We start from the raw sequence: 16,783 nt of genomic DNA on the forward strand, positions 1-16,783 counted from the left end.
AGCTCTTACTCCACCAACTCGATCGGTTGGTCGTGGAGTTTCAGGTCGGGGTTCTTCTCCACAAAGTAGTCCATGGTCCAGTCGTTGGGGAAGAGGATCACGGGGTGATCAAATTTGTCGCTGCCGAGGTTTACGCCGCCGGGCATGAGTAGGTTCTCGGGCGTGTCGAGCGAGGGATGTGGGGCGATCCAGCGTAGGTGCTCGAAGGGTGCGGGGGTGAGCCGGGACTTGGCGTTGTATTCAGTTTCCAAGCGCGCTTGCACGACTTCGAACTGCAGGGGGCCGACCGCGGCGAGCAAGGTGGCGCCGGGGGGCGCGTGGCGCACCTCAAAGGACTGCATGACCCCTTCCAGCAACAGCTGCTCCAAGCCGGCGCGGTATTTTTTCGCATCGGCGGGCGTGGGGTTGGTGAGCCAGGCGAAGACTTCGGGCGCGAAGCGAGGGATCTCGTCGTAGGCGATGGTGCGGTCTTCGGTGAGGGTGTCGCCGATGCCAAACGCATCGTGGCCCACGAGGCCAATCACGTCGCCGGGCCAGGCTTCGTCGACGGTCTCACGGTCTTGACCGAAGAGTTTGTGCGCCGAGGACAGTCGCACGCTTTTACCGGTGCGCTGATGGGTCACCACCATGTCGCGGGAGAACTTGCCGGAACAGACGCGCACGAACGCGATGCGATCGCGATGCTTGGGGTCCATGTTGGCCTGGATCTTGAAAACGAAGGCCGAGAATTTTTCGTGGGTCACGGAGACCTCACGGGCATCGGTCGGCGCGGGCATGCCGGGCGAGTTCATCGCGACGGAGTTGCGCGAGGTCGGGGGAATCGAGTCGTGGAGAAATCCCTGCAGCAGCAGGTCGACGCCGAAGTTGTTCACGGCGGAACCGAAAAACACCGGTGTTTGCTGCCCAGCGTGGACCGCCGCGAGGTCGAAGGCGTGACCCGCGCCCTCCAGCATTTCCAGTTGTTCGACGGCGGCGGCGTAGTCATCGGGATCGAGCTTTTCCTTCACGATGGGATCGGACAAGTCGGACACACTTTCGGGCGAGCGGAACGCGCCGCCCGGGGTGCGTTCGAACAGGTGAACGTCCTTGTGTCGCAGATCGTAGACGCCGCGGAAACTCGGGCCGTTGCCCAAGGGCCAGGTGACCGGCACCGGGGCCAGGCCCAGCACGGATTCGAGTTCATCGATCAAGGCGAGCGGATCGAGGGTGGGGCGGTCGCACTTGTTGATGAAAGTGAAAATCGGCACGCCGCGGCGGCGGCACACTTCGAAGAGTTTGCGCGTCTGCGGCTCGATGCCTTTGGCCGCGTCGATCACCATGAGGGCGGCATCGACGGCCGTGAGCACGCGGTAGGTGTCCTCCGAGAAATCTTTGTGACCGGGGGTGTCCAAGAGGTTCACCGCGTGGCCGCGGTAGTCGAATTGGAGCACGGTGGATGAAACCGAGATGCCACGCTGGCGCTCGAGCGCCATCCAGTCGGAGGTGGTTGAGCGTTGGTTTTTACGCGCGGTGACGGATCCCGCCAAATGCACCGCGTTGCCGTAAAGAAGAAACTTCTCGGTGAGGGTGGTCTTGCCAGCATCCGGATGCGAGATGATCGCAAAGGTGCGGCGGCGGGCGATTTCCTGGGCGGGCGTCATGACGAAACCGGCGAGCGTCCGCTGCGGGCGGTTGAGCGTCAAGGTCTGACGAGCGCCGTTGCAGGGGAGAAGCGGCCAGGGGGGCGCTTTAGGGCGAGATTTTTTTACAATTTGCTAGCAGCCATCTCGGTAGACGCGCTCAAGTATGCGGTTAGAGTGTCGTTAGTAGAAACCCCTACATGAACGTTCTTCTGATACTTTTCGGCGTCTATCTCATCATTGCGGCCATCATTGGTGTGATGTTAAAACGTGCGCCCCAAGGATATGAAGATGCGACCGGTTTTCACAACGGGCAGAGACCCTTGTTGGCGGAGCCCGAAAAGAATGATGCCGGCAAGATTCGGTGAAATCGGGACAAGCGGGGGGATGGTGGCCCGCTCGCGGTAGCGCTTTCTTTCCCAAATGGTGCGGTGCGTTCCTCGCACGGTGAAAGGGGTGGGCGGATTTGGAGCTTCCTTTGGCGGCGGGGCCGTTGATGATCCGCGCCCATGTCCGAAGCGCCATTCATCAAACTAAAAGCTAATGCCAAGGGTCGCGTATTGGCGGGACATCCGTGGATCTTCGCCAATGAAGTCGAGGAGCTCCTCGCTGCCGACTACGACGGCCAAGTCGTGGAAGCCCGAGACCGCCGCGGACGGATGCTGGGCAGTGGCATTTACAACAGCCGATCTCAAATCATTTGGCGGCGACTGGCGGCGGGCTCGATTTCCCTCGATGGCGGCTATTTGCGGACGCGGTTGAGCGATGCCGTGGAGCGGCGGGCGACGGCAGGAAACGCTTCGTTCCGCCGTTTGGTGTGGTCGGAATCCGACGGGCTGCCCGGTGTGGTGGTCGATCAATTTGGCGACACCCTGGTCATGCAGGTGCAGACGTTGGCGATGGAAACCCACCGCGACGAAATCGCGCGAATCCTGTTGGATCTGACGGGAGCGGTGGAGGTGATCCATCGTGACGATGCTTCAATCCGACGCTTGGAAGGGTTGGATCGCGGAGTGTCGACGCGGTCGGGCACGGAGTGGGAGCCGCGTTGGATGACGATCGATGGTTTCGATTATTGGCTCGATCTGATGTCGGGCCAGAAAACCGGATTCTACCTGGATCAACGCGAGCAACACGCCCACTTAGGCAAGCAGGTGGCGGCCATGGTCGCCGCCGGGCGTCGGCCGCGGGTGCTCGATGCGTTTTGCAATCAAGGCGCGTTCGCGCTGCATGCCGCCCGGGCGGGCGCGGCCGAAGTGTTGGGGTTGGACAGCGCGGCCGACGCCATCGCCCAAGCGCGACTCAATGCCGAGCGCAACGGGTTGACGCATACCACGTTTGAGGAGGCCAACGTCTTCGACTGGTTCACGGCCAACCGCACGGCGACTTGGGATGTGGTCGTGCTCGATCCACCGCCGTTTGCCAAGTCGCGCAAAGCCCTGGCCGGGGCCCTGCGCGGTTACAAGGAGCTGAACCTGCGCGCCCTGCAATGTCTGGCCCCGGGCGGCATTCTCGCGACCTACACCTGTTCGCATCACATGCAGGATGCGGAGCTGCGACAAGTGCTGGCCGGAGCGGCGGCAGACGCGCGGCGACAGGTGCGGGTGGTGGAGTTCTGCCACCAACCCGCGGATCACCCGGTCATGCTGACGATGCCGGAGAGCGAATATCTGCGCGGCTACATCGTGCGGGTCGATTGATCGATCCGTTTACGATGAAACGCCATTTATACGGCGGCGACGACGACGCTCCAACACGATGGCGGCAAAAGCAGCCATCACGCCGACGAGTGCCCAGGTGCGCGGTTCGGGCACGGGGGTAAAACTCACGGTCGAATCGAACGGCATGAAGTGAAGCTCAGCGCCATTATGGCTGAAACTGTTCACCACGATCTGGCCCTCGGGCGCGACGTTGCCGCTGTTGGAAAGATCGATCAATGGCGCGAGCACGGAACCGTAGAAACGGGCGCCACCGCCGAGTGAGACGGAATCGGCCATGTTCGGGTTGGAGTCGGGGGTGATATTCCAGAGCAACTGATCGTTGTTGGTGCCGGCGTTGAAATTGATGCCATTAAAGATCGTTTTCCCGGTCGCATTCAAAACATTGATCACGTAGGTGACGTCGGTGGGCACATCGATTTTTACCTGACTGACGCGCTCCGTGTTTTGATTCCACTGCCCGTTGTGGTTGGCGTCGTAGAGCACGCCGTTGAAGTCGTTCATATCGAGATTGAACACGACCACGCCGCTGGTCTGACCGTTGGCGGAAAAGGTGAGCGTCTGACCGGAGATCGCGATCAATCCGTTGGCGGCAGTGGCCGCGAGTGTCGCGGAAGCTTGGGCGAGCTCAGCTTGGATACTGGCGAAATTAAAGTTCTGCGGGGTGGGGTTGGTCCGGGGATCAACCGCGCCCAGCGGGTTGTTGGTATTGCTGGTGCTCAGCGTGCCACCGCCGCCGGTCAGGCGTTTTTGGGTGCCGTCCCAGGTCCAACTGCCGGTGAGGCCCGGGAGCGATGCGTAACCGTTTTCCAGATGAACGTAGTTCCTCATGGTGAGGTTGCCGGCGACATACAGGGACGGGTCGGAAGAGTTGCCGTAGAGGTTGGCTTTTTGCGCGATGGAGCCGCCGTCGAGGTGAAGATTTCCACCCACCGCAATCGGTCCCCACGTATCTCCGTAGTTGGTCAGCGACGCGTTGTTGAACGAAATGAGTCCGTAGTTCCGCATCGCCTGGTCCACCGTGTAGACAGCATTGTTGACGGCGACCTGGCCGCTCACACCCAGGACCCCGGCGAGTAGCACAGAGTAGACCGTGGCGGCGAATTTGTAGGGAGTTGTCCTCATTTGGATGCTTGCGACATTTCGCCTGAATTTGGCCAATGTCAAAGCGGTCCGACGTGATATTAATACGTATTTCGGGTGCTCACGCCGACCGATGATTTCAATTTATCAGGGGCGTTTGGTTTGGCCAGTAAGCAACGCATTTTCCACCGGCAGAGTTTGTAATCGAGCGAGGGCGGGAAAGTCGCGCACCGGCTCGGTCGAGCCAGTGATGACAGCCGCCCAGAAGGCCGAGTCGGGATTGTAATAAACGCCCTCGCCGGCTTGAGCCAGCAGGGACCGGGCTTCGGCCTCGCGACCTTGGCGCCACCGCCAACCCGCCAACGCGGCGGTGGTGCGGGGGCTGGCGGGCAGTTGTTGCAGGTAGGATTCGGCCCGGGCGTCCAGCGCGGCGCGCGCGTCCGGCAGGGCGCTGCCCAGACGCAGCCATTGGCTGACGACATTGAGGTCCTCGGGTTGGCGCTGGACCCAGCGATCATAGAGTTCCCACAGTTTTTTCGTTTCGCCCTGAGTCAGCCATTGGTCGCGCAAAATGGAAAACGCCCAGAATGACTGCGGGGATTGATCGATTGCCTTGTTTACGGCGGCTTCCACCCACGCGGGTTTTCCCCACAGGAGTGCGATCCGGGCGAGCACGCGAAGCGATCCGGGCCGACGGTCGGTCGCGGCCGTGGCGATGGCCTCGGTCCATGCGACCTGGCACGCGGTGGTGCGTTGGCGAATTTCCAATTGGCGGGCGCTGAGGGCGAGCACGAGGGTTTGGCTGGAGATCGGTCCGAACGTGCCCTGGAGCAGGAGCTCGGTTGCCGTGTCGAAGTCGTTGAGACGAAGGGCCAGTTCGGTGGTCACTTCCCGCACCGCCACGTGGAGTCTGGTTTCGGCCGGCAGCACTTTGAGCCAACCCATGGCATCGGTGCCGCGGCGGATGTCGCTCAGCCACGACGCCAGCAAGGCGGCATCGCCCGGTTGAGTGCGGGAGGCCAGTTGCAGGGCCGCAATCATCCGGTCGAGGTCGCTCGCACCCGTTGCGCGGATGGGCAGGGGCGGGAAGCGTTGTATCACTCTTTCCACTACGTCGGCCGCGCGACGACCGTCGTGATCGCGGGCGGCGTCCTTGAGGAGCTCGAGGGCGGCGCGGACTCGTTGATCGGGGTTGGAGAGCAGTTCGTCGAGGGTGGCGCGACCGGTGGCGCGATCCTCTGACCGCGGGCTCCAGAGCTGCGCGGCGGCGAGGTCGAAACGGGCGGTCGCGTCCTGCGGATCCAACGTGATCACCTCGGCGAGATGAGACTTCATGTTTTCCACATCGCCGAGGTAGAGCGCGAGCGTGCCGGCGATGCGTTGGTAGGTCGCGTCGCGTCGGGCGACGGTATCGGGAACGGCCTCGAGCGCTTGCTGACCCAGGGTAATCTCACCGAACCGCAGGGCGTCGGCGGCGAGTTCCACCTGCGCCTCGTGGTCGCGGGGGGTCAAGGCAATGACCTGGCGGCGGGCCGCGATGGCGTTGGGATCGCCCAGTTTGGAAAGATAGCCGGCAACGCTGCGCCAGACTTCCACATCGGTTGATCCCAGAGTTGAAACCCGGCGAACGGAAAGGAGCAGATTGCGGTAGTCCTGCGCGGCATCGAAGGCCGCGGCTTGGTCGATCGCCCGTTCCACCCGCCATGTCTTGATGGCAGGCCCGATCCAAAACTTGAACGCCGGCAGTATGATCAGACCCGCGAGCACCAAAACGCCCCCGCCGATGATACGAGCGTGCGCGCCCCGGGAGAGGTGATTCCAGTGGCTGGCTAACTTGGTCCGGACTTTTTCGAAGGCGACCTTCATCGACAGCACCATTTGAAATTGCGCTTTGTAAGCAAGGGGCGTCGCGATTTCTGTGGTGACGGTTCCATGAAAGTAGGACCGCTTCACTCATGACATCGTCCCGGGTCACCCGCTTACGAGAGAACGAAAACCCCACCGGTCCGTTCGGCGTGGTGGGCTGGGTCGTGGCGTTGTGGGGGCCGTTGTGGTGGCGCTTGCAGGAGGCGTGGTCGGTCGATCCGGAACTCATGCACGGATGGGCGGTTCCCGTTCTCGCGGTATATTTGTGGAGTCAGCGGCGGCGGTTTTGGTCGGGAACCGAGTCGGTTTCGGTGCGGGCTTCGCGATGGGGGCGTTTCGCGATGGTGACCGGGTTGCTGGGGGTTTGGCTCCTGTTGCCGGTGTTGGAGGTCAATCCGCTGTGGCCCACGGCGCAATGGGCGGCTGGGCTCTTCGCCGTGGGGGGCAGTATCGGCGTGCTGGCCTGGTCGGGCGGAGGTCGATTGGTCCGACTCGGGCTGTTTCCGTTGGTCTTTGCGCTGACGGCCTTGGCTTGGCCGAGCATCGTGCGAGAACCCTTGGTGACGGCGTTGACCCGCTGGCACGCCGAGATTGCGGCGGAGATCGTTTCGCTGGCCGGGATGCCGGCCGTGGTGAGTGGCAATGTGATCGAGGTGAAATCGGGACTGATCGGCGTGGAGGAGGCCTGCAGTGGTCTGCGATCACTTCAGGCGGTTTGGATGTTTGCGCTCTTTTTCGGGGAGCTGCATCTGCTGGGCCTGGGAGCGCGCGTGCGGATCGTTTTCGTCGCGCTGGCGGCGGCCATGTTTGGCAATGTGGTGAGGACGATTTTTCTGACCTGGCAAATTGGCAAAGGCGGCGCGGTCGCCGGGATGGCGTGGCACGACCAAGCCGGCACGGCGGTGTTGCTGTTCACGTTTGTGGTGATTTTTGCGTATGCGTTCTGGATCGCGCGGCGGACGCCGGACGCTGGACCGGTGGTCGGGGCGGCGACGACGTGGCATTGGCCCCACGTATCCATGGGATGGATCGCGATCGTGATCGTGGGTTGGGCGACGTTGGAAATCGGGGTGGCTCGTTGGTTTGAGCGTGAGCATGGGGCGGGGGCAACAGAGCGGTGGGCGTTTCGAGAAACACTGCCACTTACATGGGAGTCCGCCGTGGTGGCGCCCGCGGTGATCGAAACGTTGTTGTGCACCAGTGCCGAGGAACTGCACTCGACGACAGCGGGCGGTCGCAGGGGAGCGTCACTGGCCGGGATATTTCGCTGGGAAAACGATGCGGCGGCGGTCGGCACTCTCATCAATGCCCACGATCCCAGTGTGTGCATGCCGGCGATCGGGGGGACGTTGGAGGGAATGTCACCGCCCGTGATGGTGCGAATCGCCGGGCGTGATTTGGTTTTTGATGTCTACCGGTTTCGCACCCGGGAGCAGGTCCAGATTGTGTTCAACGCGGTGTGGGATGCGACCCGCGGTGAATCCCTCCCGGGGGCGCGGCGTGGACACTCCATGAGCGCCGAACGTCTTAGTCGGGTGTGGCGGGGACAACGTTATGCGGATCGAGACCGAATCGTATTTGTGCTGCAGGCGGATCGCACCGCAGCCGCGGCCGAGGACTGGTTGCGGTCGACGGCAGCGGCGCTACTCACGGTGCGGGAGACAAATCCCGGGCCGTCGACTTAGCGATCGGCCGCTTTGATGGTGATACCGCCGCCGGAAGTGTCAGCGCGAACGCGGGCACCGCCGCCATTGATTTCACCTTCGGCGTGCGTGCGGGTTTTCTTCTCGGCCCGGAAGGACAGACCGTTGATGTGCACGGAGCCTCCGCTGGTGTCGGCCAGAAGATCGTAGCCGCCGGCGGGATCGAGCCCGATGGTGATGCTGCCACCGGAAGTGTCGGCATTGATGTCGTCGGCGTCGGGGCCCACATAGCCGATGGTGATCGAACCACCGGAAGTGTCGGCGCGCAGGCGGCTGAGCGCGTAGCCGACGCGGATCGAGCCGCCGGATGTATCCAAATTCATGTGACCAGCGCTACCGTCGACGGAAATCGAGCCACCGGAAGTGTCGGCGATAATCTCGCCGCGGCTGTCGCCATCGACGCGGATCGAACCTCCCGAGGTGTCGAGGTTGAGATCGGCGTGTGCAGGCGCGATGAGTTTGACGGAGAAGTTCGCGCCGCGGTTTCTCCAGCCGGAGAACCAACCACCGGACTTTTTGTCCGATCGCACGATCACGCGGACCCGGTCGCCGCTTTGGTCGAGAGTCACGTCGTAGCGTTCGAGGATCTCGTCGGCCTCGGATTCGGAGTTGGTGCGGAACGTTTGCTGGAGGGTGACGTGGAACTGGTCGTCGGATCCGATTTCAACGTCGATCGAGCCGCCACTGATATCGACTTCGATCGCTGCATCGTCGCCGACGCGGAATGATTTTTCAACCTCACGAGTAATTTTGGCCGTAAGGAGCGTCGGCACCGCCAGCGCGAGAAGAGGGAGCAGGATTTTACGTAGCATGGTGCAGTGTATAACCCAGCGAGGGTGGTGAAGGTTGCAAAAAAAATCCCGCCAAGGCGGCGGGATCAACTTGGGCCCCTGGCAGGCTTCGTGCGCAACCGACGTTGGCCGTTGATGCTGAGGTATCTTACGAACGTGACCGCACGCGGCGCGAACGGGTCCAGACGACTACCGCACCGAGGGCCATGGCGGAGAGTCCCCACGCGCTGGGTTCCGGAACGGCGGAAAAGCTGATCGGGCTGTCGAATCCGACGTAGTGCAGTTCGGCGTGGGAGGACTGCGTGTAGTTGGCGGCGACGATCTGGCCGTTGGGCGCGACGTTGCCGCTGTTGCCCACGTTGACCAACGGGGCCAGCACCGTGCCAAAAAACGACGCGCCGCCGCCGAGTAGAATGGAATCTACGGTCAGGGGGTCGGCGTCCGGCGTGATATTCCACAGTAGCTGGTCCATGTTCGTGCCGGCGTTGAAATTCACGCCACTGCCCGAAGGACCGAATATCGCGCTGCCGTTGGTGCCATTGCGCACATTGACGGCAAACACCACATCGTCGGGGACGTTGATGACGATGTTGTCGATCTTTTCGGTATTGAAATCGAAATCACCGTTGCCGTTGGCGTCGAAGATCCGACCGGAAAACAGGTTCATGTCCAAATCGAACACGACGACTCCTTCGGTAATGCCGTTGGCCGAAAACGTTAGACTGCCGCTGTCGAGGGCCAGTGATCCGGTGGCGGAAGCGGTCGCGATCGTGGTGGAGATTCCGGTAAACCCGTTGGAAAGAGCCGTCCAGTCCCAGTTTTCGGGGACAGCGTTGGTGCGAGGGTCAAGGGCGGCGAGCGCATCGCCCTGGCCGTAGGCGTTGGCGGAGCTCAACACCCCGCCGCTACCGTTGCTGAGACGTTGGTCAACGGGGGTGTAGGTCCATCCTCCCGCGAGATTCGGCAGCGAGGCGTGTCCACTGTCGAGGTGGAAGGTGCCGTTGGTGGTGAGTTGCCCCCCCACGTAGAGCGAAGGGTCCGAGCCCGGTTGAAAGAGATCCGGTCGTTGGGCGATGGCCGTGCCGGAGCCGATAAACAAATCGCCCGAGATCGCCATGCCTCCATGTGTGTCCTGGGAACCGCTGAAAGTCGCGTTCCCCAGACTGATCAAATTGTAGTTACGGAGTAGACCATCCAATTGGCTGATGCTCTGCTCGACCGCGGTTTGCGCGCGCAGTGAGAAGGCGGCGATAAACGCCAACCCGACTGCGGAAAAATGGGGACATGTCCTCATGACGTTATTACCTAGTGGCCGGAGTAAAAAAGTTGTCAATTGGCGAAACGAAGTATGCAAAAGTTTCGTGTGAAATGGGTGAAGATTGCCTCGATGCGCCCGCCGGGATCAGAGATTTTGCAGGCGCCTGATTTCATCGATTTCGGCCGGGAAAAAGGCTCCGGCGGGAATACTCCCGGCGAGGCGCCGGGCGGTGGGAATATCTCCGCGAGCGGCAAACAAGCGAGCGCCGTAGTAGGCAAATTCCGGTAGTGCCTTGGCGAGGTCGGGGAGAGCGTTCCACTGCGCCAAAGCATCGTCCACCTTGCCCGATTCGATCGAATACATGAGAGCGCACAGCTGTTTGAGTGAAGCGGCTCCGCTCGTGGCATTCGCGCGGGCGAGGATGGAGGGATCCGGCGCTGGGGAGGCGATGGCATCCAGTCGGGCGGCCAAAATCAGCGGTCTGATGTCGTCGGGAGCACGCTGGCTCCAATCCGCGAGCAGTTGCCGGAGTTTTTCGCGATGGCCGACCAACATGAACTGCCGGGCCAGAAGTTGCTTCGCCCACGTCTCGTCGGGTTCGCGCGTGATGACATTTTCCAGCGTCGGCACGAGAAAGTCGGTTTCTTTCCATGCCAAGGCGAGTCTTGCCAGGGTTTGGAGCGATTGAGGCGTGGATTCGGCGCGAGCTTGGGCGAGCAAATCCCTCCAAGTGCGCATGGCGCGATCCGGGCGATTTTGCAACGAGTCCAATCGGGCCGCCATGGCGAGCACCGCCGTTTCCACGGGCACAGGGCCAAAGGCTCCTTCGATAACCAAGGGCACCGCCGTGCCCCATTTCCGCTCTGCGAAGGCGAGCTCGGCCACCGCATGACGCACCGCGCCGGGGGCGCGTTTTTCGGCGGGCAGTTCGTCGATCCATTGGAGGGCGTCCTCACCCCGGCGGATCTCCGACATCCACCGAATGAGCACGACGGTGTCCGCCGGATTTGCAACGGCGTGGTGTTGGAGAAACGTGATGAATGCGTCGAGCAATTGCCCGGAATCCACGGGAACAGCGGCATTCTCGAGTGCGACCGCGCGACGCATTACGGCGGCGGCGCTCCGGCCGTCCGAACGACGCGCCGCGTCTCGCACGAGGGCGATCAAACTTCGCACGGTGTAGGGCGATTGTTCCGCGGCGAGTTGGCCCAGGGTCTCTCGCGCGGTGGCAGCGGAGACGGAGTTGGCCTGAGCGAGTTCAATGATCGCGAGGTTGTAGCGGGCCCCTTGGTTGGTGGGATTGAGTGCCAGCACCTCAGTCAATGACTCGGCGGCGGCCCACGGCTCTCCGAGGCGCAGTGAGATGGCGGCGGAAAGTTCGTGGTAGACCTCGTCATGCGTCGAGTTGGAGGCGGAGGCGAGGGCGGAGCGCGCGCGTTCGGGTTGATTGAAGCGGAGTGCTTCGGTGGCGAGTTTTTGATGCACCTGCGCATCGGACGAACCCAGTCGGACCAGGTTTTCGTAGGCGATCATCGCATCGGGGGACCCCAACTCGGCGAGATGGCGGGCGGTCTCCGTCCAAACCCGGGGCGCTCCGGGCGCCAATTGAGAGGCGCGCTGCAGGCTCAACAGAAGGCCGCGATAGTTTTCCGCTTCGGCGTGTGCTTGCGCCTGCCTCAGGGCTCGATCGACCCGCCACTCCAGCACCACGGGACGAACCAAGATCCAGACGGGAAACGCCACCATACCGGCGATGGCAATGCCGGTGACCCACCACAAACGAGCCCGCTCGCCAGCGGAAAGGCCGCTGAGGTAGGATCTGAATTTCCGCCGCATTCTGCTTCTCAGCTTTTGCATTCGAGTAAGCATGCGAAGAAACCCTAGACAGAGGGCCAGTCGAAATTTTTGGGGACGATGAATTCACCCGAAATGCCATCAAGAACGCGGGGCGAAAGAGTCGACATTTCAAAGGGAGCGCGACGTCATGCGGCTCGTATTATGCGCGATGAATTCCCGGTAAAGCCTGTCCATCCGACGCCGCCGGATCGACCGCGGTCCTGGCCGCTGGCAATGCTCGTGGGCGCGGTTTGGCTGCCGCTGTTGACGCGGCTCAGCCTGTCGTGGCGGAGTGATCCCGAGTTGTGGCATGGTTGGGCGGTGCCGTTGGTGGCGATGGGGATAGCCCGCGTGCGATGGCAGGAATGGAGCGGGCCGATGCCGGTGAGTCGCCGTGCTCGCCGGCTTGGCGAGTGGGGCTACGGGGTGGCGCTGGTATTGAGCTTGGCCTTACTGCCGGTGATCGAAGCCAATCCCGCCTGGCCGAGCGCGCAATGGCTGGGCGCGGGTCTGGCCACGATCGCGACGTTGTCGATCCTGGCCGCCTGGGGCGGGCGCGATGCTTGGCGAACATTTGGATTTCCTCTTTTCTTCATGCACACGGCGTTGGCGGCACCGGCTTTGGTGAAAGAACCCGTGATGGATTTTCTGATGCAGTCCAATGCGTTCATCGCGGCGGAAGTATTATCACTGCTCGGGAAAACAGCCGTGGTGCGCGGGAACCTGATCGAAGTTGAAGCGGGCGTGATCGGGGTCGAGGAAGCGTGCAGTGGTCTGCGATCGTTGCAGGCCGTGTGGATGTTTGCGTGGATGTTTGGGGCGGTGAATCGGCTCAGGTGGAGCGGGCGTTGGCAGGTGGTGGGTTTTGCGGTGGCCGCCGCTTGGGTGGGAAACCTGGGACGAACCATGGTGCTGACGTGGCGGATGGAAGACGCGGGAATCGCGGCGGGTGAGGCCTGGCACGATGCGTCCGGTGTCATCGCGCTGGTGCTCACGCTGGGCGCGGTGTTTGCCTTGGCGGTGCGCGTGGAGTCACGCCAAGTGGTCGCGCCAGAAGTGACGGCGGCGACGACGATCGCGCCTCGGCCGGTGCCGTTGCAGAGGCGATTGAACGTGCGCTCCCGGTGGGTCGCGGTCGTGGTGGTGCTGGTGGTCGTGACGGAAGCGGCCACGGCGTGGTGGTATGACGCTCCGGGCGAAGCGACGAGGTTTGAACACTGGTATCTACAGGGCGCACCCGAGCGCTGGAAGGAGGTGCCGGTGGATGCAGGTGTGCGGGAGGCGCTGGCGTGTTCCGGTGCCGACCAACTGGAACAAACCCCCGCACCGGGGCAGCCGCGAGGCATGGGATTGGTGATGCGGTGGCAACGGGATCGCACCATGTTTGCGGCGGGAGCGTTGGCCCATGCTCCGACCGTTTGCATGCCCGCGATTGGGGGAAGGTTGCAGCGCGAACTCCCGTCCGTGGAGGTGCGATTACCGGACGGGGAATTGAGATTTGCTGCCTACGTTTTCCACACCCGCGGGCGCACGCAGCACGTCTTCAACGCGGGATGGAATGTGCAAACGGAATCGCCGATCGTCGTAACGAGCGGCGCGGCGGGTAGCAGCATCCGCCGCGAGCGGTTGGCGCGCGTGGCGCGGCGCACCAAATTTTCGGAGATCGATCGCGTCGTCCTGGTGGTGGAAGACGCGGTCGATGACGATGCGGCGGTGGCGTGGCTTCGTGCGACGGTCGCAGAGCTGTTGATACGGCGACAAGATTGAGCGGGCACAAAAAAGCCGATCCCGCGGAGGGGATCGGCTGAAAGTGAAGCCAGGAACTGAGTTCCGGTTCAGAGGTTGCCGGCGTAGATCGCGGTGGAACCGAGCTCTTCCTCGATACGGAGGAGTTGGTTGTATTTGGCCACGCGGTCGGTGCGGGAAGCGGAGCCGGTTTTGATTTGGCCCGCGTTGGTGGCCACCGCGATGTCCGCGATGGTGGTGTCTTCGGTCTCACCGGAGCGGTGGGAGATGACGGCGGTGTAGTTGTTTTTGTGCGCGAGTTCGACGGCGTCGAGGGTCTCGGTGAGGGATCCGATTTGGTTGACCTTGACGAGGATCGAGTTGGCGGTGCCGGTGGAGATGCCCTTTTTGAGGAAGTCCACGTTGGTCACGAAGAGGTCGTCGCCCACGAGTTGGGTGGTGTCGCCGATGGCGTCGGTGAGCTTCTTCCAGGTGGCCCAGTCGTTTTCGTCGCAACCGTCTTCGATGGAGTCGATGGGATATTTGGCGACGAGGTCCTTGTAGTAAGCGACAAATTCGTCACCGGAGAACTCCTGGCCGGAGGACTTTTTGAAGACGTATTTCTTCTTCTTCTTGTCGTAGAACTCGGAGGAAGCGACGTCGAGGGCGAGCATGATGTCCTTGCCCAGCGTGTAACCGGCGGCCTTGACGGCTTCGGCGATGGCGTCGAGGGCGTCGGTGGTGGAGGCGAGGTTGGGGGCAAAGCCGCCTTCGTCACCGACGGCGGTGGAGAGACCCTTGGCCTTGAGCACTTTCTTGAGGGCGTGGAACACCTCGCAACCGGCGCGCAGCGCATCGGAGAAGCTGTTGAACTTCACCGGACGGATCATGAATTCCTGGAAATCGATCGGAGCGTCGGAGTGAGCACCGCCGTTCATGATGTTCATCATGGGCACGGGCAGAACCTTGGCATTGGGGCCGCCGATGTATTTGTAGAGCGGTTGCCCGAGGCTGTTGGCGGCGGCGTGAGCGGCGGCGAGGGAAACGCCGAGGATGGCGTTGGCGCCGAGCTTGGCTTTGTTCTTGGTGCCATCGAGTTTGAACATGGTCGTGTCGATACCGACTTGATCGCAGGCGTCGAAACCGACCAGAGCCGGGGCGATCACGCCTTTGACGTTGCCGACGGCGCCGAGCACGCCTTTGCCGAGGAAGCGGCTCTTGGCGGCTTTGGCTTTGGCGCCTTTGAGGCCCTTGACGTCGCCGTCACGCAGCTCGTGCGCTTCGTGTTCGCCGGTGGAGGCACCGGAGGGAACGGCGGCGCGGCCGAGCGTGCCGTCGGCGAGTTTGACGTCGACCTCAACGGTCGGGTTGCCGCGGGAGTCAATGATTTCGCGGGCGTTGATGGCAGTGATCGTGGTATTCATATCGGTAAAGGTTTGGCTGGGACGTCTGTGATCCGAGCGCGAAAGCGCATTCAAGCAGACAAGATGTTCGAGGGAAGCTCAAACACGGTGACGCATGGCAACCAACCGCAGGCCCCGTGCTCGATGCGTGGGCCTTTTCGCGCGGGAGCAGCGAACTGCGTCGTTCGCGATCGGGCTAATACGGTGGCCGCGTGAGCCCGAGTTTATCCAATATCCGCCGCAAAGGCCCCGGGGGTTTGGGACGGATCGAGTCGGGCAATTGGTCCAAATTGCCCTGCACGGCGGCAGTCCGAAGCACGCTCACGCCATTGTAGTTGCGCACCTGAACAATCTCCGGGGTGAGCAGTTTGGTCGGAATCTGATCGAGGTGACCTTCGTAAGCGGCGGCATGCAACGGGGTGTCGCCATGATCGTTGCGATGAAGCAAGAGATCGGTGGTGAGGTGTTCGACGGGAATATGACTGAGCTGACCCGTTTCGGCGGCGGCGTGAATGGCGGTGAAGCCCGTCTTGCTGGAGATCGTCAGGTTATCGTGAGTCAGAAATGAATCGGGAATCTGGCCCAAATTTCCCGCGATGGCGGCGGCGTGAAGCACCGTATCGCCCGAGTGCGTTTTGCTCAGCAAAACCTCGATCGTGATCAATTCCGATGGCACTTGGTCGAGGTGTCCGTTCAAAGCAGCCACGTGCACCACCGTCTCGCCGCTGGCGTTGGTGGTGGCCAGCGTGGTGGCGGTGATTTGGTCGCGGGGAAATTTATCGAGCGTGCCTTGCTCGGCGGCTTCGTGCAGGAGATTTTGGCCGAGGTCGTTGCGAATGGCGATCACTTCGCTCGTCAACAGCCCGGCCGGCAGGTCGCCCAGACATCCATTGCCGGCAGCGACGTGATAGACCGTGTAGCCGCTGTTGCTGCGAGTGAGCAGATTATCGTGCGTCAGAAATTCAGCGGGAACTCCGGCCAGTCCGGCGCCGGAGGCGGCGTGATGCAGGGGCGTGTAACCGGAGTCGTTCCGGAGTAACAGGTTCCGGGGTGTCAGGATTTCGGGTGGCAACTCGCCCAGTCGTCCGTAGCGCGCCGCGGTGTGGAGCGCCGTGGTGCCCGCCGCGTTGGGCACACTGAAGTCTGCAGCGTTGATTGCTCGCAGTTCTTCGGGTCCCAGCGAACCATCGCGAAGCCCGACATGAAGATCGATGGATTGCATACTGCTAATAGGTTGAAAGCGTCCGATCCGTCATCGTTGCTGGCAAAACAAAAAAATACCCCTGGTTCGTGCGCCGCTTTGAGTTTGCCAATAGGTAGCAATATTTCTCTCTCTTGATCTCACATGAGTTCCACCCCTGCAGAATCTCCGACTCCAGCCGCACCTCGTGCCGCCATTCTACTGGTTGATGATGAGGAATCACTGCTCGACATCTTTGTTTCCGCCTTGTCGCCGGATTATGAATGCATGACGGCCACGTCGTCGCGGGAAGCGGAATTTATTTTGCGCAAAAATTCCTTCAAGGTGGTTATCGCGGACCATCTCATGCCCGGCGGCAACGGCATGAGTTTTCTGGTCAGAGCGCGCGAAGAGTATCCCCACATGCAGCGCGTGTTGGTCACCGGCTACATGAAACCGGAAATGTTGCTCCGGAGCGTGAACGAGGCCGCCCTGTTTCGCTATTTGCTCAAACCGGTGTCGCTGACCGAACTCGTCAACGTCACGGCCGAAGCGGTCAAGTTGCACGACCTGTCGGTCAAGGGGTGAGTTCGCACCGATC

Annotated in this window: 13 protein-coding genes; 5 read left to right on the forward strand and 8 right to left on the reverse strand. The window is 62.1% G+C overall.

The window, feature by feature from the left end:
* Positions 1 to 5: 5 nt before the first annotated feature.
* Positions 6 to 1,640: a peptide chain release factor 3 gene (locus PXH66_RS05360; protein WP_345781713.1), complete on the reverse strand. Its 1,635-nt coding sequence runs from the start codon at positions 1,638 to 1,640 to the stop codon at positions 6 to 8.
* 179 nt (positions 1,641 to 1,819) lie between these two features.
* Here PXH66_RS05360 and PXH66_RS05365 point away from each other — a divergent pair, with 179 nt between their 5' ends.
* Together PXH66_RS05365 and PXH66_RS05370 are read left to right on the forward strand one after the other, a co-directional pair.
* Complete coding sequence (locus PXH66_RS05365; RefSeq protein WP_330927924.1) at positions 1,820 to 1,987, forward strand: hypothetical protein; 168 nt, start codon at positions 1,820 to 1,822, stop codon at positions 1,985 to 1,987.
* A 141-nt stretch (positions 1,988 to 2,128) separates the two neighbouring features.
* Positions 2,129 to 3,319: a class I SAM-dependent rRNA methyltransferase gene (locus PXH66_RS05370; RefSeq protein WP_330927923.1), complete on the forward strand. Its 1,191-nt coding sequence runs from the start codon at positions 2,129 to 2,131 to the stop codon at positions 3,317 to 3,319.
* A 9-nt stretch (positions 3,320 to 3,328) separates the two neighbouring features.
* Here the strand turns inward: PXH66_RS05370 and PXH66_RS05375 are convergent, their stop codons facing one another.
* Together PXH66_RS05375 and PXH66_RS05380 are read right to left on the reverse strand one after the other, a co-directional pair.
* A complete protein-coding gene (locus PXH66_RS05375; RefSeq protein WP_330927922.1) occupies positions 3,329 to 4,462 on the reverse strand; it encodes a collagen-binding domain-containing protein in 1,134 nt (377 codons plus the stop codon).
* A gap of 105 nt (positions 4,463 to 4,567) precedes the next feature.
* Positions 4,568 to 6,286, reverse strand: a complete 1,719-nt coding sequence (locus tag PXH66_RS05380) for a tetratricopeptide repeat protein (RefSeq protein ID WP_330927921.1) — start codon at positions 6,284 to 6,286, stop codon at positions 4,568 to 4,570.
* Positions 6,287 to 6,375: 89 nt separating this feature from the next.
* On the opposite strand from PXH66_RS05380, the gene PXH66_RS05385 reads away from it, so the two are divergent.
* Positions 6,376 to 7,971 carry an exosortase/archaeosortase family protein gene (locus tag PXH66_RS05385; protein WP_330927920.1) on the forward strand — a complete coding sequence of 532 codons (1,596 nt, stop codon included), beginning with the start codon at positions 6,376 to 6,378 and terminating at the stop codon, positions 7,969 to 7,971.
* Here PXH66_RS05385 and PXH66_RS05390 read toward each other — a convergent pair.
* From PXH66_RS05390 to PXH66_RS05400, 3 genes are all read right to left on the reverse strand, one after another.
* A complete protein-coding gene (locus tag PXH66_RS05390; RefSeq protein ID WP_330927919.1) occupies positions 7,968 to 8,801 on the reverse strand; it encodes a DUF4097 family beta strand repeat-containing protein in 834 nt (277 codons plus the stop codon). The genes PXH66_RS05385 and PXH66_RS05390 overlap by 4 nt on opposite strands.
* Positions 8,802 to 8,928: 127 nt before the next feature.
* Positions 8,929 to 10,074 carry a choice-of-anchor A family protein gene (locus PXH66_RS05395; RefSeq protein WP_330927918.1) on the reverse strand — a complete coding sequence of 382 codons (1,146 nt, stop codon included), beginning with the start codon at positions 10,072 to 10,074 and terminating at the stop codon, positions 8,929 to 8,931.
* A 108-nt stretch (positions 10,075 to 10,182) separates the two neighbouring features.
* A complete protein-coding gene (locus tag PXH66_RS05400; protein WP_330927917.1) occupies positions 10,183 to 11,874 on the reverse strand; it encodes a tetratricopeptide repeat protein in 1,692 nt (563 codons plus the stop codon).
* Between the two features lie 162 nt (positions 11,875 to 12,036).
* On the opposite strand from PXH66_RS05400, the gene PXH66_RS05405 reads away from it, so the two are divergent.
* Positions 12,037 to 13,641 (forward strand): exosortase/archaeosortase family protein, encoded by a 1,605-nt coding sequence (locus tag PXH66_RS05405; protein WP_330932261.1) that lies wholly within the window; start codon positions 12,037 to 12,039, stop codon positions 13,639 to 13,641.
* 68 nt (positions 13,642 to 13,709) lie between these two features.
* Here the strand turns inward: PXH66_RS05405 and eno are convergent, their stop codons facing one another.
* The gene (gene eno, locus PXH66_RS05410; RefSeq protein ID WP_330927915.1) at positions 13,710 to 15,023 is read right to left on the reverse strand and encodes a phosphopyruvate hydratase; all 1,314 of its coding nucleotides are present in this window, start codon (positions 15,021 to 15,023) and stop codon (positions 13,710 to 13,712) included.
* 175 nt (positions 15,024 to 15,198) lie between these two features.
* Complete coding sequence (locus PXH66_RS05415; RefSeq protein ID WP_330927914.1) at positions 15,199 to 16,224, reverse strand: ankyrin repeat domain-containing protein; 1,026 nt, start codon at positions 16,222 to 16,224, stop codon at positions 15,199 to 15,201.
* 123 nt (positions 16,225 to 16,347) lie between these two features.
* Here PXH66_RS05415 and PXH66_RS05420 point away from each other — a divergent pair, with 123 nt between their 5' ends.
* A complete protein-coding gene (locus tag PXH66_RS05420; protein WP_330927913.1) occupies positions 16,348 to 16,770 on the forward strand; it encodes a response regulator in 423 nt (140 codons plus the stop codon).
* Positions 16,771 to 16,783 lie beyond the last annotated feature (13 nt).

It is taken from the genome of Synoicihabitans lomoniglobus, assembly GCF_029023725.1.
GTDB classification, from domain to species: Bacteria; Verrucomicrobiota; Verrucomicrobiia; order Opitutales; family Opitutaceae; genus Actomonas; species Actomonas lomonigloba.